17 protein-coding genes are annotated in these 23,000 nt (G+C 58.9%); 7 read left to right on the top strand and 10 right to left on the bottom strand.

Annotated elements, in window-relative coordinates; all coding sequences use genetic code 11:
- Nucleotides 1-19 precede the first annotated feature (19 nt).
- Nucleotides 20-3,751: an AsmA-like C-terminal domain-containing protein gene (locus tag MWR57_RS07480; protein ID WP_423124179.1), complete on the bottom strand. Its 3,732-nt coding sequence runs from the start codon at nt 3,749-3,751 to the stop codon at nt 20-22.
- A gap of 261 nt (nt 3,752-4,012) precedes the next feature.
- On the opposite strand from MWR57_RS07480, the gene MWR57_RS07475 reads away from it, so the two are divergent.
- Together MWR57_RS07475 and lpxB are read left to right on the top strand one after the other, a co-directional pair.
- Entirely contained in the window at nt 4,013-4,981 is a 969-nt protein-coding gene (locus MWR57_RS07475; RefSeq protein ID WP_423124178.1) for a Gfo/Idh/MocA family protein, read from the top strand.
- 13 nt (nt 4,982-4,994) lie between these two features.
- The gene (lpxB, locus tag MWR57_RS07470; RefSeq protein WP_423124177.1) at nt 4,995-6,155 is read left to right on the top strand and encodes a lipid-A-disaccharide synthase; all 1,161 of its coding nucleotides are present in this window, start codon (nt 4,995-4,997) and stop codon (nt 6,153-6,155) included.
- 2 nt (nt 6,156-6,157) lie between these two features.
- On the opposite strand, the gene MWR57_RS07465 is transcribed toward lpxB, so the two are convergent.
- Genes MWR57_RS07465 through MWR57_RS07450 form a run of 4 tightly spaced genes read right to left on the bottom strand, consistent with a single transcriptional unit; the run spans nt 6,158 to nt 9,895 of the window.
- On the bottom strand, nt 6,158-6,820 hold the full coding sequence (locus tag MWR57_RS07465; RefSeq protein WP_423124176.1) for a response regulator: 663 nt from the start codon (nt 6,818-6,820) through the stop codon (nt 6,158-6,160).
- Nucleotides 6,817-7,281, bottom strand: a complete 465-nt coding sequence (locus tag MWR57_RS07460) for a response regulator (RefSeq protein WP_423124175.1) — start codon at nt 7,279-7,281, stop codon at nt 6,817-6,819. The genes MWR57_RS07465 and MWR57_RS07460 overlap by 4 nt, the downstream gene beginning before the upstream one ends.
- A complete protein-coding gene (locus MWR57_RS07455; RefSeq protein ID WP_423124174.1) occupies nt 7,278-9,002 on the bottom strand; it encodes a sensor histidine kinase in 1,725 nt (574 codons plus the stop codon). The genes MWR57_RS07460 and MWR57_RS07455 overlap by 4 nt, the downstream gene beginning before the upstream one ends.
- Complete coding sequence (locus MWR57_RS07450; RefSeq protein ID WP_423124173.1) at nt 8,999-9,895, bottom strand: ABC transporter substrate-binding protein; 897 nt, start codon at nt 9,893-9,895, stop codon at nt 8,999-9,001. Before MWR57_RS07450 ends, MWR57_RS07455 begins: the two co-directional genes overlap by 4 nt.
- Before the next feature lie 226 nt (nt 9,896-10,121).
- Between MWR57_RS07450 and MWR57_RS07445 the strand changes: the two genes are divergently transcribed.
- Both MWR57_RS07445 and gptM read left to right on the top strand, forming a co-directional pair.
- Nucleotides 10,122-12,074 carry a TonB-dependent receptor plug domain-containing protein gene (locus MWR57_RS07445; RefSeq protein WP_423124172.1) on the top strand — a complete coding sequence of 651 codons (1,953 nt, stop codon included), beginning with the start codon at nt 10,122-10,124 and terminating at the stop codon, nt 12,072-12,074.
- Between the two features lie 221 nt (nt 12,075-12,295).
- Nucleotides 12,296-13,603 (top strand): geopeptide radical SAM maturase, encoded by a 1,308-nt coding sequence (gene gptM / locus MWR57_RS07440; RefSeq protein ID WP_423124171.1) that lies wholly within the window; start codon nt 12,296-12,298, stop codon nt 13,601-13,603.
- A gap of 120 nt (nt 13,604-13,723) precedes the next feature.
- On the opposite strand, the gene MWR57_RS07435 is transcribed toward gptM, so the two are convergent.
- Both MWR57_RS07435 and MWR57_RS07430 read right to left on the bottom strand, forming a co-directional pair.
- The gene (locus MWR57_RS07435) at nt 13,724-14,191 is read right to left on the bottom strand and encodes a tRNA (cytidine(34)-2'-O)-methyltransferase (RefSeq protein WP_423124170.1); all 468 of its coding nucleotides are present in this window, start codon (nt 14,189-14,191) and stop codon (nt 13,724-13,726) included.
- A gap of 71 nt (nt 14,192-14,262) precedes the next feature.
- Entirely contained in the window at nt 14,263-15,687 is a 1,425-nt protein-coding gene (locus MWR57_RS07430) for a M23 family metallopeptidase (RefSeq protein WP_423124169.1), read from the bottom strand.
- A gap of 306 nt (nt 15,688-15,993) precedes the next feature.
- Between MWR57_RS07430 and MWR57_RS07425 the strand changes: the two genes are divergently transcribed.
- From MWR57_RS07425 to MWR57_RS07415, 3 genes are read left to right on the top strand one after another with little or no spacing between them, the layout of a single operon-like run.
- Nucleotides 15,994-17,310 (top strand): aspartate kinase, encoded by a 1,317-nt coding sequence (locus MWR57_RS07425; RefSeq protein WP_423124168.1) that lies wholly within the window; start codon nt 15,994-15,996, stop codon nt 17,308-17,310.
- A gap of 9 nt (nt 17,311-17,319) precedes the next feature.
- Entirely contained in the window at nt 17,320-18,912 is a 1,593-nt protein-coding gene (gene cimA, locus MWR57_RS07420; RefSeq protein ID WP_423124167.1) for a citramalate synthase, read from the top strand.
- Nucleotides 18,893-19,393 (top strand): ComEA family DNA-binding protein, encoded by a 501-nt coding sequence (locus MWR57_RS07415; RefSeq protein WP_423124166.1) that lies wholly within the window; start codon nt 18,893-18,895, stop codon nt 19,391-19,393. Before cimA ends, MWR57_RS07415 begins: the two co-directional genes overlap by 20 nt.
- Before the next feature lie 119 nt (nt 19,394-19,512).
- Here MWR57_RS07415 and MWR57_RS07410 read toward each other — a convergent pair whose 3' ends face one another.
- From MWR57_RS07410 to MWR57_RS07400, 3 genes are read right to left on the bottom strand one after another with little or no spacing between them, the layout of a single operon-like run.
- Nucleotides 19,513-20,748 carry a carboxylate-amine ligase gene (locus MWR57_RS07410; protein ID WP_423124165.1) on the bottom strand — a complete coding sequence of 412 codons (1,236 nt, stop codon included), beginning with the start codon at nt 20,746-20,748 and terminating at the stop codon, nt 19,513-19,515.
- A complete protein-coding gene (locus MWR57_RS07405) occupies nt 20,745-22,226 on the bottom strand; it encodes a RimK family protein (protein WP_423124164.1) in 1,482 nt (493 codons plus the stop codon). The genes MWR57_RS07410 and MWR57_RS07405 overlap by 4 nt, the downstream gene beginning before the upstream one ends.
- The gene (locus MWR57_RS07400) at nt 22,223-22,966 is read right to left on the bottom strand and encodes a cysteine peptidase family C39 domain-containing protein (protein WP_423124163.1); all 744 of its coding nucleotides are present in this window, start codon (nt 22,964-22,966) and stop codon (nt 22,223-22,225) included. Before MWR57_RS07400 ends, MWR57_RS07405 begins: the two co-directional genes overlap by 4 nt.
- Nucleotides 22,967-23,000: the final 34 nt, after the last annotated feature.

Below are 23,000 nucleotides of genomic sequence, written 5' to 3'. Positions count from 1 at the left end.
ATATCCCTATTGTTTACGGCTACGGCTTTTTATCAGGTTCGGGTGTCGCCTCTGGTAAAACCGGGGAAAGGATATGGAACGGCAGCAGCAATGTCCGCTTGACGATATTCAACAATCCCTCTCCCACAGCGCTTGGCGGCAGCAGGGTAACCTGGGGGTCGCTTGCCTTGCCGGTGACTCCGACCGGAAAGGTGACCAGGGTGGCGGTTTCCCCGCCGATGATCCTACCCACCAGAGGCACTCTGCTGACAATGGCGTCAAGACTTTTAAACGGAGAAATCATAACCACGATGTCCAATTCAAAGGTACTGAGATTCATCTTGCCCCGGGCAAAAAGATTCAGCCCTTCGCCCCGCACCACCGCCTCGTCGATGATCAGCTCGTTTCCCTTGACATACGCTTTCAAGAGGAGATCCGAGTAGGGAAACCCCCGGGAAGACATCTCGGGTCCGCCTTCGCCCTGGTCCACGCTGAAAAGATCCGTGATATTGACCACACTGAAGATTTTTGCCAGAAGCTTCATGCGGAGAATCCGCCCCTGGTGGGAGTCTATCTGCAGATGCCCCTCCTTCCAGTTGTCCAACACTCCTTCCAGGCGGCCATTGAGGGAGAATTCCCCTTCAATGAGGTCTTGCGGGTAGCCAAGGCACGGCAGGACGGTTTCAAACCGAGGCGGGGTGGGGCAGGCGCTGATCACGGAAAAGTGATTTTGCCCAAGCTCGGGGGTGGAAAACCATTCGCCGGTGGTGTCCAGGCAGCAGAGACGGCCATTATTTATGAGCGCGGACAGCCGCCACTGGGGATGAATCCGTATTTCTCCCCTGAGTTCCTGCCAGACCAGGGTGGCGGAAGCACTCTCCCCGGTTTTGCGGTCGAAAGTGAATTCATCCACATCAAAAACCACGGTGCCGGTAATATTCCACGGCGACGCCTCCTGGTGCGGTTTCTCGGAAGAAGAGGCGGGCGTGCCGCGGTCCTTGATCCGCGTCAGGGTATCTTTTAGATCCAACAAGGTTTGGCGGGAAAGCGCGGGCGAGGCGAGATCGAGCTTCAAGGCAAGTCCGCTGCCACCACGCGAGACCATACCGTTGACCACCACGGATTCCCTTTCGTTCAAGGCACAGACCAAGCGTCTCACCTTGAGATCCTTGCCAACCCCAGCAAGGCGAAGCTCCTGGATATCGATAAAACTGTCATCCCTCCCGTCAAGGTACCAGCGCAGATCCGTGGCCTCGATTTCCCCGGTAAAAGCCACCTTGTTGGGGTCTTGGGGCAGGTAAAGCTGAAAATTCCCGGTAATCCGGCCCCTTAGCAGGTTTTCCTTCTCCAGCAACTGATCGACGGTTTTCTTGGACAATTCGCCCTTCCAGGAAAAAAGAAAGGTTTCCCTGGTGTTATCGAGAAAATCCAGGGAGATCGTGGCCTCTTCCTTGCCGCTCGATACGCGGGCGGACATTTTCAGGGGATCGTCCTTGGTGAATTCCACCGAAAAATCAGCCTTGGCCGGACGCAAGATCGAACCCTCCGGCCGGAGCACACCCTTGGCCAAGGTTTTTCCTTCCAGCAGGTCGATCTGCAAGGTCTCCATCCGAAGGGGGAGGCGCGGGAAAAGGGCGGGGGAAAGGAACTGCTGCTCCTTGAGCCATTGCCCGAACTCCTGCCCGACCTTGCCTTGCAAGGAAATATTCCCGCGCAAGGCGGCGAAAGCCTGGTGGGTCAGGGAAGCGCCCAGGGTGAACGAATCGCCGAAAAGGGAGCCCGTGGCCTCGGAAACCGTGATTGCAGTGTTTGAAAAATGTCCCTTGCCCTGCTGTATCCGGATCGGTACCGGGAGATGCGGCGTTTCCGCGACAAGATTTTTCACCATGACGTCCGCGTCCGCTTTCCACAGCTTCGGTTCCGAGGCCTTTCCTGAAATTGCCGTGTTCCGCAGTTCTATCCGGCCATCGACCCGGGTGAGGTTTTTTCGCAGCGTTTCGCTGATCTCCTTGAAATAGGAAAGGTCTTCCTTTTCCAGTTCCTTGGCGACCAGCACCCCGTCAAGCTGGGTTATGTCGAGAAAAACGTCGTCCGGCCACCGCACCTGCCCGGTTGTTTTCTTCACCGCATGGGGGCCGTACTCGCCTCGGACGTTTCGCCATTGCACCAGGGGAGGGGCAATGGTCATCTCCCCTGCGTCCACGGCAAATTCCCACGCCATCGGCGCGTAACGGCCCTTGCCCTGCATGGAGGCAACCTCGACGGCAACCTTGAAATCCCTCAGGTCATCGCCCAGGTGAAGACGGCCGGTCGCCCGGCCCGATACGCCGCTGAACTGGGCCAATTCAGCCTGAAAGGGAGGGTGGTCGACCAGACGCGCCAAAACCGCGGGAAGTTCGGCCAGATCCGCCTCAAGATCAACATCGAGCTTGAAGGTGAAATCATCATTCGGAAGACCAAGAACCAGATGGCCATTGCGGCCACGGCTCTTGCCCATCTCGGCTTCCTCTCCATCCACGATGAGCAACCCCTTTTCGATCCGCAATTTCCCCTTGACGTTGGTCAGCAGCAGATCGACTTCCGGAACCTTGACCGAGGCGTCGATGTCTTCGGCAATGACATGCATGTTGCGGACATATTCAAGATCAGCCGCGGTACCCTTGAAGCTGTAACTGGCCTTGCCGACCGTGCCGCTCTGCACTATTTGCCCCAACTCTTCGACAATTTCGTTCTCCCCCCACATGGAGAGAACAGCGGCGCGAATGCGGGTCAGATCAAGCTCCTCCCCCTTGAGATCGACCTGCCACACCGGCGCCGCGCTTGTCTCGGCTCCGCCGGAACGCCGGACCGTGCCGGCGATTTTTACCCCAGGCTCCTGCATTTCAAACTCATTGAGCGTCAAGAGCAGATCGTCTCCATCCTTGGCAAAGGCCACATCGACAACCCCGCAGCTCAGCAGGATCTTTTTATCCTTTGGCAAGGCAAGCAGGCAGGAGGAATCCCCCGTGATCCTGCCGGTGATTTTTCCAAGCCCGCGGCCTTCAACGCTACCGCTGAGATTGAGCGGAGAATCGCCAGGCGCCAGGGCTCCTTGGGCAAAAGAGAGGAAGATCCTATTGAGATTGAAATTACGGCAGGAAAATTGAAACCGGTAGGAGGCATCCTTGCGCAGATACTTGCCGGAGAGGGAAAGATCTTCGTCAGCCGCGGGTTTGCCGGAAAGATCGAGATCAATGGCGGCAAGGGTTACAGCGATTCTGCCGTTCAGCGATCGCAAGGAAAAATCCCTGCTTTGCAGCGCAGGCCACTGGCTGTTGGCGGCAACGTGCAATGTCCCGTTGCGGATCACCACATTCAACCCGGCAAGTGCGGGATCAGGGGGTTCGGACAGCGAGGCGGGAAACTTCTTGATATGGAGTTCCGGGTCCACCAGCAGAACCTTGCCGATCCGGACCTGGCCACGGAACAAGGACCACCAATCCGGATACACCTTCGCCATGGGCGCGGCCAAGGAGGAATCAGCGCTGGCAAAACGGGTGTTGTACAGGTTCAGATGGGGGAGCGGGAGCCATGCCCATTCCAGCCGGTCGGTGTCCAGGGTGCCCTCCAGCCTGGCGTTTACCTGGGCGCTCATTCGCGCCTTGAGCGCGTCAAGATCAATGAGCCGCGGAAGCAGCAGGCTGGAACCGATGCCCACTGCCAGCAAAAAAACAGCACAGGCAAGGATTATTCTGGTTCTAAGGCGCAAGGTGGCAATTCGTGACAGATTCATATAATATCGATGGCTGGGCCGATTGACGGCCGGCATATGGCTGGAAGAGATACGAACTGGAACGGAAACCTGGGCCTGGCAGTTCGCCAATACATCAATGGGATAGTAGCATAATACAATAAAAGGTGAAAGGTCCAAGGGCAAAGGCGCAAGGAGGAAAGCCTGTTTTTTTGCCCTTTCCCCTTGAGCCTTTTACCTTGCCAGTTTTCGCGCAATGGCGTAATTTCTCAGGAAATTCAAGCTAACAAACAGGCATACCATATGGCACAGACACGCATCGGGGTTATCGGGGTAGGGTATCTCGGCAAGTTTCACGCCCAAAAATACATGGCAAACCCGGAGGTGGAGCTGGTGGGGGTGGCGGATGTCAATCCTGCCTATGCAGCCGAGGTTGCCAAGGCATGCAACACCACCGTCTTCGGTGATTATCAGGCGCTGCTCGATCAGGTCGAGGCGGTGAGCGTCGTGGTGCCCACCAGCCTGCACCACGAGGTGGCAAGAAGATGCCTTCTCGCCGGAAAGGATGTGATGCTGGAAAAGCCCATGACCACAACCCTGGCCGAGGCGGACGAACTCATCGCCCTGGCCGAGGAGAGGGAACGCATCCTCCAGGTGGGCCATATCGAGCGGTACAACCCGGCTATCCTGGCCATGGCCGAACATCTCACCCAGCCCCTTTTCATCGAGTCGCATCGGATCCATGTCTTCAAGCCCCGGGGCCTTGATGTTGACGTGGTCCTCGACCTGATGATCCACGACATCGACATTGTCTTAAGCTTGGTTAAATCGCCCATCGCCTCCATGCACCCGGTGGGCATGCCGGTGTTCACCCAGACCACAGACATCGCCAATGTCCGGCTGATCTTCGAGAACGGCTGCACCGCCAATCTCACGGTGAGCCGCGTTTCGCGGGAAAATATCCGCCGTCTCCGCGTGTTCCAGCCCCATTCATTTCTGGCGGTTGATTACGGCAAGAAGGAGATCACCGTGATCAAGCCCGGCAAGGAACTGGACGCAAACTCCATGCCCCAGGAGGAGATTATCTCATCCTGCTATCTGCACCAGGATGCCCTGGAGATGGAGCTCGCCGATTTTGTCAAGAATGTCCGCAACCGGACCCAGCCGATGGTCTCGGGCAGGGAAGGGCGGTTGGCCCTGGCCGTGGCCCAGGAGATCATGGCCAAGATCAAGGGACATGTCGCCGCCCATCCCCAGCTCTTCGATGTCTGAGACAAACAAAAACATGCCGGCTCTAAACTCGCCCCGGATCATGATCGTTGCCGGCGAAGCCTCCGGCGACATGCACGGGGCCAGGCTCATCGCCGCCCTCAAGGAGCAGGCTCCCGGGGCGCAGATCTGCGGCATCGGCGGCCCGGAACTGACGCGTCAGGGCGTGGAGATTCTGTACGACGCCTCCCGGCTGGCCGTGGTGGGCATTGTCGAGGTCATCAGCCATTTCCGTTTCATCCGCGAGGCCATGCGCGCCCTTGAAAAACGGCTGCGGGAGCAGCCTCCCGACCTGTTGATCCTCATCGACTACCCCGACTTCAACCTGATCCTGGCCAAAAAAGCCAAGCGGCTCGGCATCCCGGTATTCTACTACATCAGCCCGCAGGTCTGGGCCTGGCGCTCCGGCAGGGTGAAAACCATCAAGAAACTGGTGGATCGCATGGGGGTGATCCTCCCTTTTGAGCAGGAATTTTACCGGAAATTCGGGATGAACGTCGATTTTGTCGGCCACCCCCTGATGGATGCGGTGCAGCCGACCCGGAGCCGGGAGGATTTTCTGCACTCCCTTGGCATTGCCCCGGAAAGCACGGTGATCGGCATTTTGCCCGGCAGCCGGAAACGGGAGATAGCCGGGATGCTCCCGGTTTTTTTGGCGGCGGCAAAACGGATGCAGGAACAGATGAGGCCCAAACCGGTCTTTGTCCTGCCCCTGGCCCCTACCTTGAGCGAGGAGGATCTTCTGGCCAACGGCTTGGCGGAGGCGGGGGTCGAGGTACGGGTGGTGCGGGAAAACCGCTACGACCTCATGGGTGCCTGCAGCGCGGTGATGGCGGCCTCGGGCACGGTTTCCCTGGAATTGGCCATCCTGAATGTGCCCATGGTTATTTCCTACCGGGTTTCCCCGCTCACCTATTTTCTGGGACGGCGCTTGATCAAGGTGCAATACGCCTCTCTGGTCAACCTGGTGGCCGGCCGGGAGGTGGTGCCGGAATTGCTGCAGGATGAGGCGGTGCCCGAAAAAATCGCCCAGGCCACCATGCGCCTTATCGAAAATCAGGCGGAGCGCACACGCATGCTGGCGGGTTTAGCCGAGGTCCGGGAACGGCTGGGAGGTCCAGGGGCCTCGGAGAGAAGCGCACGGCTGGCCTTGAACCTGGCGCGGTCCGCGAGCTGAACTCACTCCTTCTTCGGTTTTAACTCGCGGATCGGCTGACTGTTTTCCGCTATTGCCTTCTCGTAGCAGTGCGGGCAGATGCCGTGGGTAAAGATGATGTCGGTATGCTGGTGCAGATAGGTCTCCAACTCGTGCCAGGCGTTTTTATCGTCCCGGATCTTCCGGCAATAGGAGCAGATGGGCAGCAGGCTCTGGAGATTTTTTAGCTCCATGGTCCGGGCCCGCACCAGCTCTTCCAGTTCGAAGTTCTTTTTCTCCAGGGCTAAGAGCAGGGCCAGGTTTTCTTCTTTGAGCTGATGCCGCTCCACCGCATGGATAATGGCGATACGCAACTCTCCGCTGGTCCAGGGCTTGAGGATGTACCGGTACACCTGCCCCTGGTTGATGGCGGCCATGATGTCGTCGGGTTCGGAATAGCCGGTGATCATAATCCGTTCCGCCTTGGGCGCCAGCTCGCGGGCCCGGGCCAGCACTTCGGCCCCGGAAATCCCCGGCATCCGCTGGTCGGAAAGGATCAAGGCGAGGTTGCTTTCCCGGGCCATGATCTCCAAGGCCTCCTCCCCGGAACCGGCCAGCAGGATTTCATACTCATCCCCAAAGGTCTCCAGGAAGTTACTCCGGTTGATCTCCTCGTCGTCGATGAACAGCAAGCGGGGCCGGTTCATCCTTTCTCTCCCTCCAAGCTCCGCATGCGCTCCGCCATTTGCTTTCGTCCCTGTTCCACAAACTGTTTGATCTCCTGGCCCAGGGCATAGGTGCCCACTGCGTTGCCGATGGTGAGCCGCAATTGGTCTTCCTTCCAAGGCTTGACGAAATACCGGTACACCTCCGCCTTGTTGATGGCCTCGATCAGCTCATGGATCTCGGTGTAGGCGCTGATGATCATCCGGATGGTGTCCGGATACGTTGCCCGGACCTCGGACAACAGCTCGATGCCGCTCATCCCCGGCATCCGCTGATCGGAGACCACCAGGGCCATCTCCCCCTCCCGCTCAAGAAGGGCCAGCGCCTCTTTGCCGGACCCGGCGGTGAAGATCTCAAACTCGTCACACAGGGTCTCCCGGAAATTCACCAGATTGATTTCCTCGTCGTCCACATACAGCACCCGCCCTTTTTTCGCGCTCATCGTTCCTGCTCCTCGTGTTGTGCCATGATCGGTTCTTGCCCTGTTGGGAGGATCACCTCGAACTCCGCTCCCTGGCCGGGTTCGCTGCGCACCAGAATTTTGCCCCGGTGCCTGCTGATAATGCCAAAGGAGACGCTCAGCCCCAGGCCAGTGCCCTTGCCGACCTCCTTGGTGGTGAAAAACGGCTCGAATATCCTTTTTTGAATGTCCTGGGGAATGCCCATCCCTTTGTCCGCAAACACCACATGCACGCCGTCTTCCGCGCTGAAGGTGCGAACCAACAAGAAGCCCTTGTCCGGCTGGGCATGAATCGCATTGATGATCAGGTTCATGAATACCTGGCAGAGCTGCCCTTGGGAACCCTGCACCGGCGGCAGATCCTCCGCAAAATCCCTGGCCACCTCCAGCTTGTGTTTGTACTCGGGAAGGGCCAGGGAAAGGGTGGTTTCCAGGCAATGATTGATGTTTATCGGGCGGGCGAGGTCGTTGTCCGGCCGGGAGAAATTCTTAAGATCGGTGACGATCTTGCTGGTGCGCCGCGCCCCTTCCCGGACATTACCCATGAGCAGGTCGATGCTCGCCATCAACTCGGTCACCCGGCCCGCATCCGGGCAACACTGCTCCGCGTACCCATCCAAAATCCGGCGCAGCTCGCCCAACCGTTTTCCCAGGGGCGGCAGGGCGCCGGTAATGAAATTGGTGGTATTGTTGACCTCGTGGGCCACCCCCGCGACCAACTGCCCCACGGCGCCCATCTTTTCCGACTGCACCAGCAAGGCCTGGGCCTCTTTGAGCTCGTGCATGGCCCTGGTGAGTTCGGCGGTGCGGGCGGCGACCTTTTCCTCAAGCCCCTCGTTCATCCGGGCGATGGTATCAAAGGATTGCTCGAGCCGGGTGACCAGTTGCTTCATGCGGCTATCGAGCTGGCTCAGTTCATCGGTTGTTGTTATTGTTTCTTCTTCCTTTTCTTCTTTTTCTTTCCCCAGCCGAATGCTCAAGGTTTCAACCAGGGCGCGCAACGGCCTGACCACGTCCCGCGCCAGCATCACGGCGGTAAACAGAGAGATGGGCAGAAAGAAGAGAAAGAGCAGCAAGACATGCCGGATGATCCGTTCCATACCCCGTGTGTATTGGGCCTGGCTGAAGACGATCTGAACCCCGCCAAGGTCGGTGACTTGGCGGGGTTCTACCTTGCCGGTGTCGAAATAGAGGGAGGTCTGATCGCGAGAGTAACCGGCAATGCTGATCCGCTTACAGAACACGAAATAGTGCTCCTGGCGCCAGCGGGGGTTGGTGTCATCTCCACCGGCGGCTAAATGTTCCACCATGATTTGGCCAAGACCGCCCATTTCCTCAACCAGGGGCGCGGCTCCTTCCGCCTGGGGCGCAAAATGGGAAAAAATCCGCTCGCCCTTCTTGTCGTAGATAAAAACGGCCACCAGATCGGTTGCGCCAAAGATGGCCTCCACGTTAGCGCTGATCTGCTCGGTGTTCATGAAAAAAAGCGGGGTTTCCAGGTTGCGGGCCAGGATCGTGGAAACGAAGCTCCCCTTGTTGTATGTCTCGTCCAGCAGGGTTTGCCTCTGAATCTGGCCGAAGAGCACAATCAGGCCGGCGCCGCAAAGAATCAAGACCCCCAGAAAGGTAAGGACCAGCTTCAGGCGATAGCCTCGGGGGAACCGAATTTTTTTCTTTAGCCAGTGCAGGTCCGGGAAATTCATCGCCCACCCTCCGGGGTGTAGGTGGCGTCGATACCTTTGGAGACAGAAGGAACACCCAGCCGTTCAAGCACCGTGGGGTTGGCCACCACTCTGACCTTGCGAGGCGGGGTGAGAGCCGGGATGTCTCCGCCCAGGCCGTCTCGGGCAATCCTGGCCCCAAGCTCGGCGGCCTGGGCGCCCATGTCAACGGTGTCGAAGGTCACTGCCACGGCGGCGCCCTGCGCCAGGTACTTCTCCGAAAAGCTGATGATGGGAATGCGGTGTTTCATGGAGAATTCCAGCAGGCTGCCCAAGACCTGAGGCGCGGTAAGCAGGGGATCCGGCAGCAGCCAGTAGGCGTCGACCGCGCCGGCCATCTCCTGGAGCGCCCCGGGCAGGCTGGTCTGGCTGTCGAACTTTTTGAAGAGCAGGGTCTGCACCGAACCCACCGGCGAGAGCAGCGCCTCCTGCATCCACTGGCCGGACTGGCCGGGGTTGTAGAGAATGCCGATGGATCGGACCTTGGGCAGCGTCTTGTTGATCGCGGCAAGCTGGCGGGAAGGCTGGATGCGCATCTCGATGCCGATGAAGTTTTTGGGCAGCGATGCGGCCGAGGGCGCCAGCAGGTAGATTACCGGCACCTCCCGCAGATCACGGACAAACTCCAGGGCCTGATCGCCGATGGCCACCACCAGCCGGGCACTCTGCAACTGTTTTTTCAGGGCAAAACCACCGGTTGTCTGTTGCTCGGAAAGCAAGACCTGTGTTACGGTATTGCCGCTAATGCTTTTCGGCCCCGTGGCCGAATGCTGGGCGAGCCAGCTCTTTTCAAAGCCCTGGCGAGCTTCTTCGTAAGGCCTGAGCGGCGAAGACTGGAGCAGGACGCAGTCCAGCGCCCAGGCCGGAGCAGACATGACAAGAAGCAACAGGAATATGAGGGGAAGACACTTCTTCAAAGGCACACCACGTATGAGGTTACCCAACATTCTGTAATCCTAGAACCTTGCGCGCCATTGCGCAAGCTTGAGATCAGGTCTCCCCGCAAGCGGGAAGACCACCTGCAACCCGGGGGGGACAGGCCAGAGAGCATAACCATTCAGGATTATGCGTAATGTTATATGTATTACCTGGGAGACCCGCATGCCATATCCGTATTTTTTCTGTAATCGCACCTCCGCCGGAACCGCATTTTTTCTCCTCGCCCTGCTGCCAACCCCGAGCAACGGTGCCGAAACGGTCGAAGCCCCCATGTCCATGTACTTCGACGACTCCCAGTTGGTTGAGGTCGCCACCCGCGCGCCCAAACCCATGCGTCAGGTGGCGGAAAACGTCTCCATCATCACGGCCCAGGAGATCGAGGAGATGCACGCCCAGAGTCTGGGGGAAGTGCTGAGCCGACTGCCCGGCGTCTTTGTCTCCGCTACTCCGCCGGATTTCAACGGAAACAGCTTTGTGTATATCCAGGGCAGCAATGAGGAGCATGTTTTGGTGCTCATCGACGGCGTGCGCCTCAATTCGGCCATGTCAGGGGCTGCCGATGTGAATCATCTTCCCCTGCGCATCATCGAGCGGATCGAAATCATCAAAGGCCCGGCTTCCTCAGCCTGGGGCTCTTCCCAGGGCGGGGTGATCAACATCCTCACCAAGAAGACCGGCAGTGCCGCCAAGCCCATTGCCACCGTCAGCGGTTCCTTTGGCGAACGTCAGGTTGCCCAATACGAAGCGGACCTGACTGGCAAGGCAGGCAGGATCGGCTACTATCTCTATGCCGGCCAACAGGATTCAAACGGCTTGATGAACGACCGTTATTACGACAGCGGTCGCGTTTACGGCAAGCTCGGTGTCGACTTGCCGCGCAGCTCCACGCTCACCCTCACCGGCAGCGCCCTTGACCCGCATTACCGCACCACGGATATCACCCTCGGTTCCGCGTGGTCTCCTGATTATAACCAGGACATCCGTGACCGGAATCATTTTTTTACCGCCAACTACGACACCCCGCTCACCGACTCCCTGCACCTCAACCTCGGCGCCCGCCAGTACGAGCGGACCTTTATTGATAACCGGATCATCCTGCCCACCACACTCACCGGGACGCCGGATGACTTGTTCTATAAGGCCAGATGGCAAGAGAAAAGCAAGGGGATGAACATCCATCTGAGCTGGCAGGACGACTGGCAGCAGGTCTCTCTGGGCGGCGAAATGAACCGCAGCGAAATGTCCACCATAACCGACTACGGCCCGTGGGCCCAAACCAACTGGTGGGTGCCGGCCCAGGACAATTCCAAACCCGGCTATGAAGAAACCTGGGGGGTGTATCTCAACGACACCATGACCTTTGGCAGGCTGACCCTCACCCCGGGTCTTCGTTACGACCACCACAGTATCAGCAAAAGCATGCTAAGTCCCAGCCTGGGCGCCACCTTGAAGCTCCGCGAGGATACCCTGCTGCGGGCCATTGCTGCACGGGGCTTCCAGCACCCCATTCTTTCCTATCTCAGCGGGGGCGGGATCTGGGACATCCGTAATCCAGCCCTCAAACCGGAGGTCGTCACCTCCTGGCAGATGGGGGTAGAGAACCGGAGTCTGTCTTTTCTCTCCTTCAAGCTCAACACCTTTCTGCACAGTATCAAGGATACTTGGTGGGTAGATGGATTCGGAACCTATTGGAATGGCGGCGTTACCCAACGTCAGGGTTTTGAGGTCGAGGCGGCCACTACTCCCTGGCATAACCTGAGCCTGGTGGCGAACACCACCTACGTTCTGATCAAACCGGAGGATAATGGGGAGGATGTTGCCTCCACCGCCGCCAACCTGATTGTGCGCTACCAGGACCAGCAGGGCTGGCGGGGAGAGCTGGCTGGCCAATATATCTGGTGGGATACCAGGCATACCGGAGGGGATGGACAGTACGGGCAGACAGAAAATATGGTTTGGAACGCCAGTCTGGGCCGGACCGTGTACAGCTCAGAGTGGGTCTCCTGCGATCTGTACGGCAAGGTGTACAATCTCTTCAACGGTGCCCAGGATAACAGTGTCTGGTACCAGAGCCCGGACCGCTGGGTATTGGCCGGAATGAAGCTCACCTTTTAGCATTCTGCCAATACGGCAGGGTGAAACCAACAACCCTTCACCATAAGGAGAGTATCATGCAGGAAAAAATCATCGTGCTGGACCAGGGGGTGGATGTGGCCAAGGTGGCTGCCATGGCAGGGTGTTGCATCGGTAGGCCTTCGACTGCAGCCACGTCCTCACCTGCCAAGTAGGACAACCTCACCAAGAGGGAGGCGCAAGCCTCCTTCTTGGTCTCTGCCATGCATCTTTCCCCCTTTCTAAAAATCTTTTCCCTGCCGGAAAAAAAAGAAGCTCGCCTTCTTTTTTCAACCAAGAGCTGCGCCCTGACCCTGCTGAGCGACGAGACCCTTGCCGCCGTGCAGGCAGGCAAGGCTGCCCCGGAAACCATGGATACCCTTGTCCGGCTGGGCATGGTGGTTGCTGACCCGGCCAAGGAACAGCAGGAGATGCATGACTACCTGCCCACGGTCAACCGCCTGAACCCCAATCTGCGGGTCTCGGTGATCCTGGGCATGGCCTGCAATTTCGCCTGCGTTTATTGCTACGAGGGCAGCCTCAAAGGCAGCGTAGCCATGAGCGACGCCACTGCCGACCAGTTAATAGCTCACCTCCTGGCCCGCTTTGCCGCCGACCAAAAAAAACGGCTCATCCTGGACTTTTACGGCGGCGAACCGTTGCTCTATATCAGCCGCATCATATCCCTGGCCAGCCAGCTCAAGCCAGCCATCGAGGCGTTGGGCGGCACATTCAATTTCACCTTGGTCACCAACGGCTCACTCTTCACCCCGGTGGTGGTCAAAGAACTCGTGGCGCTGGGGCTTGTAAACGCCAAAATCACCATCGACGGCCCAGCCGACAACCACGACCGCTTTCGCCCATTCAAAGGCGGGCAGGGGAGCTGGGATGCCATCGTCGCCAATCTCATGGCCTGTCGGGGGCTCTGCGCCATCACCCTGAGCGGCAATTACACCTTGGAAAGCCACACTGCCTTTCCCTCCCTGCTCGACACCCTGGCCGCGGCCGGTTTTGCGACCACCGACTTTGACAGCGTCCAATTTTTCCCGGTGATGCAGGTCAACGACCGTTTTGCCAATCCGGAGTTCACCGGGGGCTGCTGCTCCAACGACGAGCCCTGGGTGCATGCGACCTCGCTCATGCTGCGGGAGGCGATCATGCAACGGGGCTATAACTTCCCTAAACTGCAACCCGCAACCTGCATGGTGGATATCGATGATGCCTTTACCGTGGACCACGACGGCGCCATCTACAAGTGCGTCACTCTGATCGGCCACCCGGAGTTTGCCTGCGGCGATATCTGGCATGGCATGGCACAGGGCTGGCAAGAGAAGTACTGCGTGGACCACTGGCAAGGGAAGGAGCAGTGCCGGGAATGCGAATACCTGCCCCTCTGCTTCGGCGGCTGCCGCTACATGGCCCTTCAGCGGGAGGGGAGCATGGCTGGGGTGGATTGCCAGAAGGATTTTTTGGATGCGACCCTGGAGAAGATGCTGATGCAGGATCTCAAGTACCGGTACCCTACCAAGTAGGATTTTGCGTTAAGCTCCCCTCCCTATCACATCCGGCACGTTCCCCCTCACCCTGACCCTCTCCCGCAAGGGGAGAGGGGATTCATCTTCCCCGGCCCCGCTTCGTGAACAAGGTCGTTCCTACCGCAAATCCCGCTGCCTGATCGCCTCGTAGAGTACCACGGCCGCGGCCATGCCCAGGTTGATGCTTCTGATGTTGGGATTGGACATGGGGATGGTGGCGCACCGGTCCCGGTAGAGGGAGATGGTTTCCTCGGGCAGCCCTTTGGTCTCGCGGCCGAATACCAGATAATCGCCTGGCTGGTAGGCTACCTCGGTATACGTTCGCTCTACCTTGGTGGTGAAAAAGTGCAACCGCAGCTCGTCCTGGGCTGCGAGAAACTCCTCGAAGCTGTCCCAGTAGCGGATATCGACAAACTTCCAGTAGTCGAGACCGGCCCGCTTCAGGTGCTTGTCGTCGGTGGAAAAGCCCAGGGGGCGGACCAGGTGCAGAACGGTGTCCGTGGCTCCGCACAGCCGGGCGATGCTCCCGGTGTTGGGAGGAATCTCCGGCTGGACCAAAACGATATGAAAGGGGGGAGGAAGCAAGAAAGGCGTATCCGGCCATCAGGCGTATTGGGCCGCCCTTCGACAGGGCTCAGGGCGAACGGGATTGCACATTAGAGCATGGAGATCGGGTTGTCCGGAGTCACCACCACATTTTTTACCACAACGACCTTGGGATCATCCAAGCTGCTGGCCAATTGGGTGAGCGACTGAAAGTCCTGCCGGAAAAGAACCAACTGGGTTCCCGACAGTTGGGAGCGCGGGCGAAATTTGACATTGAAGGGGTTGGAGAATACGCCGTTCTGCGCCATCCGGTAATCGAGATGCGGGCCGGTGGAGATGCCGGTGGAACCGACATAGCCGATGATCTGTTTCTGCCGCACCTTGGCCCCGGCCTTGATACTGTTGGCGAAACGGGAAAGATGCCCGTAGTAGGTCTGGTAGCCGCCGCCGTGGTCAAGGATGATCTGCTTGCCGTAGCCGCCTTTCCAGCCGGCAAACCTCACCCTGCCGTCGGAGGTGGCCATGATCGGGGTGCCCATGGGCGCGGCGAGATCAATGCCCAGGTGGGGGCGGACTATATCCAGCACCGGATGGCGGCGGTTATAGGAAAAACCGGAAGAAACCCTGGCCATGGGCACGGGGGAGCGGATAAACGATTCGCCCAGTTCGTAGCCCCGGTGGTCGAAATACGCGGACTTGCCGCCCTGGTCAAAATAAAATCCTTCAAGCGGGCCGACTTCCTTGCTGTTATAACGCGCCACCAGAATCTTTCCGTAGCCGACAAACTCGTTGCTTTTGTAATATTTCTCGACGACCAGTTCAAAGGTGTCGCCAAACCGGGTTTCGGTGTTGAAATCGATCTTTGAGGCAAAGATGTCGGCAAAGGTATAAACCAGTTTGGCATCTTCCTTAAAGGCGGCCAACGCGGCAAAAAGGGAGGATTCGATCCTGCCTTGCAACTTCACGGTCCGGCAATCAAGCGAGACGTCAAGCTTCTTGGCCGCCAAGGAACCTTGGGGCGTGCGCTCGATGGCATGAACCTCGAGCGGGCCTGATTCGTACAAACACTTGACCAGGCTGCCGTCGTTATCAAGGGTCAGGGTGTAGCGGTCATTGGGCTTCATCTCCCTGAAATCCATCACCCCGTCAAAGGCGGAGATCACCGATTCCCGCACCTCCTCATCAACCCCGTTGGAGCGGAAGGATGAGCTCAACGAATCGCCCGGGCGGATCTCGCCGACAATCTCCCGGACGTTGGGCAGAAACTCTTCGCTTTCTTCGGAAGCGTAAGCATCTTCACCCTTGACGGGACGCCCATCCACGGCATAGAGAAAAAAGGCGACCACCAACGCGAGGGAAACACCAATGGTAAGGAAATGGGCGGTGTTTAAAAAGAGGACCAACTGTCTTTGCGTGTTACTGTGGAAACGGGCCAATGCCCGGGAAAGGGCGGCGAGACACGGCGGGCATATCCGGAAAAGGGAGGCCTTGCAGATGCTGCGAACATGGGCGAATATGTTTATTTTTTCTGCCATCGTAATGCTCCATTCCATAGGATTGTGGGGACACTCACGCAGTCATATGGATGCGCCTAGCCGGGATCACATTGGATAAACCCCTATTGTTTAGCAAGATCGGGCAAGTATTACAAGTTTCTTTTGCCGGTTTTTTTCCCAAAAGCAAGGATTTCCCCAGCACAACGGGAAAATCCTGCGTTAAACAATTTGTTCGGTTGAAAAAAAAATAAAAGTGGTGCACACTGCGTTTTCGAATTTTTTTCCGGCCCCAACACGGGTGAGCCGGATTTTTTTAACATTACATATCAGGAGCAGCAGGCACCAATGGCGTTAATCGTGCAGAAATTCGGCGGGACCTCGGTGGCGAACCCGCAAAAAATCAAGGCGGTGGCCGAACGGGTCATGGGGTATCACCGCAAGGGACACCGGATGGTGGTGGTGCTCTCGGCCATGGCCGGCGAAACCAACCGTTTCGTCGATCTGGCCAACCAGATGCAGGCCATTCCCGACCCTCGGGAGATGGACATGCTCCTGGCCACCGGCGAACAGGTGACCATCGCCTTGTTCGCCATGGCGGTGAAAGAGGCCGGGCTTGACTCGGTGTCGCTCCTGGGCGATCAGGTGCGGATTGTCACCGACACCATGCACACCAAGGCCAGGATCAAAAAAATCGACACCACCCTGATCAACCGCCATCTGAAAAACGGCAAGATCGTGGTGGTAGCGGGATTCCAGGGGGTCACCGAGGACGGCGACCTCACCACCCTGGGGAGGGGCGGCTCCGACACCACGGCCGTGGCCCTGGCTGCGGCGCTCAAGGCGGACGAATGCGAGATCTACACCGATGTGGAGGGGGTGTACACCACCGACCCCAACATCTGCAAGAATGCCCGCAAGATCGACCGCATCTCCTATGATGAAATGCTGGAACTGGCCAGTCTGGGCGCCAAGGTGCTGGACATCCGCTCGGTCGGTTTCGCCAAACGATATAAAGTTCCTGTCCATGTTCGTTCCACCTTCACGGAAACCGAAGGAACATGGGTGGTAGAGGAGGATAAAGAAATGGAATCGAATCCGGTATCCGGAGTTACCTGCAGCAAGAACGAAGCACGCATCACCATCGCCAGGGTGCCGGACGTACCGGGCACCGCATCCCGGGTTTTCAACCCGATCACCAGCCAAGGAATCGTGGTTGACATGATCATCCAGAACACCCGGGAAGGCGCGCTCACCGACATGACCTTCACCGTGCCGCGCACCGATTACAAGAAAACCATGCAGATCATGAAAAAGGTTGTGGCGGATATCGGCGCCGAAGGGGTGACCGGGTCGGAGAACATCGCCAAGGTTTCCATCGTCGGAGTCGGCATGCGCAACCACGCGGGCATCGCCTCCACCATGTTCAAGGTGCTCTCCGACGAGGGGATCAACATCCTGATGATCTCCACCTCGGAGATCAAGGTTTCCTGCGTCATCGAGGAAAAATACACCGAGCTCGCGGTGCGGGCGTTGCACGACGCGTTCGGGTTGGAAAAGGGCGGGGCCAAGAAGCGGCCGGCCAAGAGTGCTGCCCCGGCGAAGGCCAAGGCGGCACCCAAGGCCAAACCGGCAATGCCGAAAGCCAAAAGCAAGAAAAAATAAGGATTGAGAATGGCCAAAAAAGTCGCCATCTACGACACCACCCTGCGGGACGGTACCCAGGCCGAGAATTTCAACCTCTCGCTTGAGGACAAGCTGCGCATCACCCTCAAGTTCGACGAGCTGGGGATCGATTTTGTCGAGGGCGGCTGGCCGGGCTCCAATCCCAAGGATGTGGAGTACTTCAAGGAGATCCAGAAGTACGAGCTCAAGCACACCAAGGTTACGGCCTTTGGCTCGACCCGAATGTTCGCCAACCCGGCTGAGCAGGACGGGAACCTCAATGCCTTGCTGGCCGCGAAAACCCCGGGGATCACCATCTTCGGCAAGACCTGGGACATCCACGTCAGCGATGCCCTGCGCATCGGGCTTGACGACAACCTGCTGATCATCGAGGAGTCGCTGCAATACCTGCGGCCCCATGTGCAGCATCTGTTTTACGATGCCGAGCATTTTTTCGACGGCTTCAAGGCCAACCGGGAATACGCCCTGGCCACCCTGGACCGGGCCATTGCCGGTGGGGCCGACTGCCTGGCCCTCTGCGAGACCAACGGCGGCACCCTGCCCACCGAGCTTGCCGGGATCATCGAGGCGGTGAAGGCGCACCTGAAGGCGAAAAAATCCAAAATAGAGTTCGGCATCCACGCCCACAACGATTCCGAGTGCGCGGTGGCCAACTCCCTAATCGCCGTCTCCATGGGCGCCACCCAGGTGCAGGGCACGGCCAACGGCTTTGGCGAGCGGTGCGGCAACGCCAACCTCACCTCGATCATGCCGGCCCTGGCCCTGAAAATGGGCTACGACTTTACCGCCGCGGCCAACCTGCACCGGCTCACCGAGGTTTCCCGCTTTGTTTCCGAGCTGGCCAACCTCTCGCCCAACAAGTACCAGCCCTACGTGGGCCAATCCGCTTTTGCCCACAAGGGCGGCATCCACGTCAGCGCCGTGCAGCGCAACCCCCTGACCTACGAGCACCTGGAGCCGGAAAAGGTGGGCAACGTGCGGCGGGTATTGATCTCGGATCTTTCCGGCAAAAGCAACGTGCTGGTCAAGGCGAAAAAATTCGGCCTGGATCTGGACAGCAAGGATCCGGTGGTCAGCGCCATCGTCAAGGAATTGAAAGACCTGGAGAATCAGGGCTTCCAGTACGAAGGGGCCGAGGCCTCCTTCGAGCTGCTCATGCGCCGCGCCCTGGGAACCCCGAAAAAGTATTTCGATTTGCACGGCTTTCGGGTGATGAGCCAGAAGACCCCGGACGGCGTGCTCCAGGAAGAGGCCACCATCCGGCTGGCCGTGGGCGGCGAGGAGGTGCACACCGCGGCCTTGGGCAACGGCCCGGTCAACGCCCTGGACAAGTCGCTCAGGAAGGCGCTCACCCGGTTCTATCCCAACCTCAAGGAGATGGAGCTGCAGGATTACAAGGTGCGGGTGCTGGCCAGCGAACACGGCACCGAGGCCAGGGTGCGGGTGTTGATCGAATCCCGCGACCAGGACAGCCATTGGGGCACGGTGGGGGTTTCTCCGGACATCATCGAGGCAAGCTGGCAGGCCCTGGTGGACAGCATCACCTACAAGCTCATGAAGGATGAACAGCACAGAAAGTAATCCCGGGAGAAAGGATCTGCGCCCGCTGGCGCTGCTCCTTTTCGCCCTGATCATCTTGACCGTTACCGCAGTACGCCTGGGCTGGCTACCGATCCTTTCTCGGCATGAAGTTCCCGCCCCGCAAAAACTTGCCTGGTGCGATGGTTCCGTCGCCACCGGCCTCTACCGGGTGCCGGCCGATGCCGCTTATCCGGCGGCGGAGGAACAGCCCCAGGTTGAAACAGCGCCAGGACAGGAAGCCAAAGCTCCCAAACCTCCCCCGGCCAGACTGGCCCCTCTTTTTTTCAAGCCCATCCCCATCAATCAGGCCGACGAAGAGCTGCTGACCACCATTCCCGGAATCGGTCCGGCCTTTGCCCGGAGAATCATCGAGTTTCGCGTCCAACAGGGCAGGATCAACGCCATTGAGGAACTGGACGCGGTCAAGGGGGTGGGCCCGGCCAAGCTGAAGATACTCAAGGCCCATCTGGTGGTTGATTAGGCTTCTTAAAGCAGTGCTTCGACAGGGCTCAGCACGAACGGAAAACAATAAATTCAAAAAACTACCGTTCACCCTGAGCCTGTCGATGGGTGTTTTGCGAGCACGTCAATGATTTGCTCCTACAAAAACAACCGCCCCTGAGCCAAACACTTCCCCAGCTCCCAATACACCTCCCTAAACCGCTCCCGGTCTGGTGTATCGCCAAGCGCCCGGATGATCCGCCGGGACAGCGGCCCCTGCGCCAGGATGGTCTCCACGCTCTGCTGGATACCAGGCCCGGCCCCGGCCAGTTCGGAAGCACAATCCGCAGCCAGCGCTTGCCACAATTCCCCCGCAGTCATGCCCGCCTTTCCCCCTCTGCCAAACAGGGCAAGGTAATCCTGGTTATCGATCATTGCCTGTTCGCCGTTTTGTACCGTGGCGGAAAAGATCTCCGCCAGCCCCCCTGTTTCCGCCGCCTTCTGCTCTGCCAGCCCGGACCAACGCTCTGCGCATAACCCCTTCAGCACCGCGCAGATCAGCACGGCCAGGGACACATCAGCCAGCGGGCACTCCTGGATGTCCAGCACCCGGATCTCGATGGCGTTGCGGTCGAACCGGGCAATGGCCCCCCGGGAGTTGAGCCATTCCGCTTCCAGCACCCCGTCCGGATCATGGGGCGCGATGTCCCGACGCAGCCGCTGGTAAATTTCCCGCTCGTACTCGGCCTCGCTGAAAACCGCCTCCGGGATGACCTTGCCGGTGATGGAGGGAATCCGCTGCTGATTATTCCGGTAATAGTGCAGCCGGGTGTCCAGCCAGCCGGTGAGCGCGCCGTCCGCTGCGGGCGAGCTGGCGGCAATGGCCGGGAGGATGGGGAGCAGCACCCGGATCGCCGCGTGCAAGCACCCAAACCCCGCATCCGTTGCAAAGCCCAGATTGAGATGGGTGGATTGCACGTTGGACCAGCCATGGCCTTGGCAGTTGAAGATCCGGTTGTAGGTATTATAGATATCCCGGTTGCCGTGGGGCCAGAGGAGGGTTTCGCTATGCGGGTCCATCCAGGGATGCATGGCCGTGGGCAAAAGGATCGCCCCCTGGCTTGCCGCCAACCGGCCGAGTTCTTCAACCTCGTGCTGGAGCTTGTCCACCAGCATCGGTAGATCGGAAACCGGCTCGCTGTTCTTGATCTCGATCACATGCAGGGCCAGCTCGTTGGACCAAGCCATGATCCCCCGTTCCACCTCGTTGGTGATACTGCCCGTTGCCAGTTCCAGAATCCGGTCGGCAATGGGCGCCACGTCCAGGGAGTCGTCGCGGACCAGCATGTATTCCAGCTCGATGCCGAATTTCTCGAACAACCCATCCCGGCTCATGCCCACAGCCCTCCGCCCTTGCGCTCGTCCACCCTGCGGGCGAAAACCCGCATCAAGCGCAGGTAGAGCTCGTCTTTCAGCACCCTGTCTTCCACGCCCGCGTCGATATTGGGGTTGTCGTTGATCTCTACGAGATAGAAGCGGTTGCCCACCTGTTTGATGTCCACCCCATAGAGGCCGTCGCCGATGAGGGCCGAGGCCTTGAGCGCAAGCTTGATCAACCCCGGCGGGCAATGCTCCACCGGCAGGGTTTCGGCCTCGCCGTCGGTGAGCTTGCGCCCGGCGGAATCGCGTTTGATGATCTGCCAATGCTTGCTGGCCATGAAATACTTGCAGGCAAAGAGCGGCTGCCCGTCAAAGACCCCAACCCGCCAGTCAAAGGTGGTGGGCATGAACTCCTGGGCGATGACCAGCTCTGATTTTTGCAGCAGGGCCGGAAGTTCGCGGGCCAGCTCCGCCTCGTTTTCCACCTTGACCACCCCTTGGGAAAAAGAGCTGTCCGGTTTTTTGAGCACGCAGGGAAAACCCAGCTCCGCGGCGAATTGCTGCCAGTTGCCCTGGTGGACGATGCGGGTCTTGGGGATGGGAATCCGGTGCCGGGTGAGGATCTCGGCCAGAAACACCTTGTTGGTGCAGCGCAGGATCGATTCCGGGTCATCGATCACCACCAGCCCCTCGGCCACACCCCTGCGCGCGAAACGGTAGGTGTGGTGTAAAACGTTGGTTGTTTCCCGGATAAACAGGGCATCGAACTCGGCAAGCCTGCCGTAGTCATCCTTTTGGATGAATTCCGTGGCGAAACCCACAGCCTCCGCAGCCTTGACCATCCGCTGCAACCCCTTGGCGTTGGAGGGCACTTCCGCCTCGGCCGGGTCGTGGAGAATGGCCAGGTCGTAGCGGGCGGTGCGCCGCCGGTGAAAGATGCGATGCCGTCCCTTGAAATACTCACGGGCCATCTCCACGGCGAAATCGCGGTGGTCTTCCGGAATGTCGCTGGCTGCGATGGGGGTGATCCCGGCCAGTTGCCATTTGCCGTCTTTTTCATTGTGGCTGAAGCTGGCGCGCAGGAAAGGGGCCTGGAAGATCTTGAACAACTGCTGGGCCAGCTTTTCGTGTCGCTTGGCAACATTATGGCCGAAATAGATACTCACCACGAACTCCGGCGATTTTATCTGGCCCAGGCTCTGCTGGATGATCTGGTCCAGGTCGTCGGAGGCGATGCGAATGATGGCCTGGGTCTTGAAATCCTGGATGGTGGCCACATCCGGCAAGGGTTTGTGCCCCCTGGCCGCGGCCAGCAGCGAGACATAATAACCCGTGCTCTGGTAGCGGTAGGATTTGCAGAGGTTGAACACCCTGGCCGAGGTCATTTCCGCATAGGCGGCATCGGTGAGGTAGGCGCGGGCCGGGACAATCTCCACCTCGCTGATCGCCAGGGGCCAATCCTTGGGGTCGTTGACGACAATGAGAACCTTCATGCCTGCACCGTATGGTTCGCCCGGCCATTGGCCTTTTTCCTTGGGGGCTCGATGATGAGGAGATTGGCGTCATAGGTGACGATGCCCAGCAGGATGGAGCAGATGACTCGGTCGATGGAAACCTCGTATTTCTGGCCGACGGCCAGGGGATTACCCATGTGCGGGTCGGCGATGGCCACCAGCCGGTCGGGCCGGTTGTAGCCGCAGAGCAAAACAAAATGGCCGGAGGGATGGCCGCGCACATCGTCATCCTCGCAGAGATCGCCGTACTCGCGCATGCTCCGGTAAAGATAGGTGGAGCTCAAGCCGGTGAGCACCGGAATGGAGCGTTTCAGGTATTTGCGGAGCAGGGTAGGGGTGAGGTCGGCAAAACGCAGCTCCCCGCCGAGGTTGAGGAAGTTGAGATAGCCCCGGGTGGCAAGATGGAGCTTCGCATCGTCCTTGGCCTCCATCTGGGCCAGGAGCCGCTCCTCGATATAGTCCGGGTCGTGGAGAAACCAACTGGGGTCGAAGACCTGGAGGTTGTAAGTGTAGATCCGCGCCTTGTAGCCCCGGCGCAGGGCGTGGCAGGCAAGGAAGACATCCAGGGTGCCGCCGGTTTCCAGGCGTTTCACCTCATCGATCACTTGAGCCAGCGGGATGTCGTCGCCGTAGTATTGGTACACGGCATGGAGACAGGTAGGGCCGCAGGTGGTGTCGTCGGGCTGCGGCAGGATGGTCACATCAAGGAAGGTTTCCACGGTGGTTCTCCTCCTGTCGATGTCGCAAATGTTT

This window comes from Hydrosulfovibrio ferrireducens (genome assembly GCF_046883345.1).
Lineage (GTDB): Bacteria > Desulfobacterota > Desulfobulbia > Desulfobulbales > Desulfurivibrionaceae > Thiovibrio > Thiovibrio ferrireducens.
The sequence above is the reverse complement of the archived record's forward strand: the minus strand, read 5'-3'. Positions and strand labels throughout refer to the sequence as shown.

Excerpts from the sequence above, each read along its gene's own strand:
- MWR57_RS07455 (WP_423124174.1), bottom strand. The coding sequence starts at position 9,002 with ATGAATTTCCCGGACCTGCACTGGCTAAAGAAAAAAATTCGGTTCCCC.
- MWR57_RS07465 (WP_423124176.1), bottom strand. The coding sequence starts at position 6,820 with ATGAACCGGCCCCGCTTGCTGTTCATCGACGACGAGGAGATCAACCGG.
- MWR57_RS07410 (WP_423124165.1), bottom strand. The coding sequence starts at position 20,748 with ATGAGCCGGGATGGGTTGTTCGAGAAATTCGGCATCGAGCTGGAATAC.
- MWR57_RS07475 (WP_423124178.1), top strand. The coding sequence starts at position 4,013 with ATGGCACAGACACGCATCGGGGTTATCGGGGTAGGGTATCTCGGCAAG.
- gptM (WP_423124171.1), top strand. The coding sequence starts at position 12,296 with ATGCATCTTTCCCCCTTTCTAAAAATCTTTTCCCTGCCGGAAAAAAAA.
- MWR57_RS07445 (WP_423124172.1), top strand. The coding sequence starts at position 10,122 with ATGCCATATCCGTATTTTTTCTGTAATCGCACCTCCGCCGGAACCGCA.
- MWR57_RS07405 (WP_423124164.1), bottom strand. The coding sequence starts at position 22,226 with ATGAAGGTTCTCATTGTCGTCAACGACCCCAAGGATTGGCCCCTGGCG.
- MWR57_RS07480 (WP_423124179.1), bottom strand. The coding sequence starts at position 3,751 with ATGAATCTGTCACGAATTGCCACCTTGCGCCTTAGAACCAGAATAATC.
- MWR57_RS07460 (WP_423124175.1), bottom strand. The coding sequence starts at position 7,281 with ATGAGCGCGAAAAAAGGGCGGGTGCTGTATGTGGACGACGAGGAAATC.
- MWR57_RS07430 (WP_423124169.1), bottom strand. The coding sequence starts at position 15,687 with ATGGCAGAAAAAATAAACATATTCGCCCATGTTCGCAGCATCTGCAAG.
- MWR57_RS07450 (WP_423124173.1), bottom strand. The coding sequence starts at position 9,895 with ATGTCTGCTCCGGCCTGGGCGCTGGACTGCGTCCTGCTCCAGTCTTCG.
- cimA (WP_423124167.1), top strand. The coding sequence starts at position 17,320 with ATGGCCAAAAAAGTCGCCATCTACGACACCACCCTGCGGGACGGTACC.
- lpxB (WP_423124177.1), top strand. The coding sequence starts at position 4,995 with ATGCCGGCTCTAAACTCGCCCCGGATCATGATCGTTGCCGGCGAAGCC.
- MWR57_RS07425 (WP_423124168.1), top strand. The coding sequence starts at position 15,994 with ATGGCGTTAATCGTGCAGAAATTCGGCGGGACCTCGGTGGCGAACCCG.
- MWR57_RS07415 (WP_423124166.1), top strand. The coding sequence starts at position 18,893 with ATGAACAGCACAGAAAGTAATCCCGGGAGAAAGGATCTGCGCCCGCTG.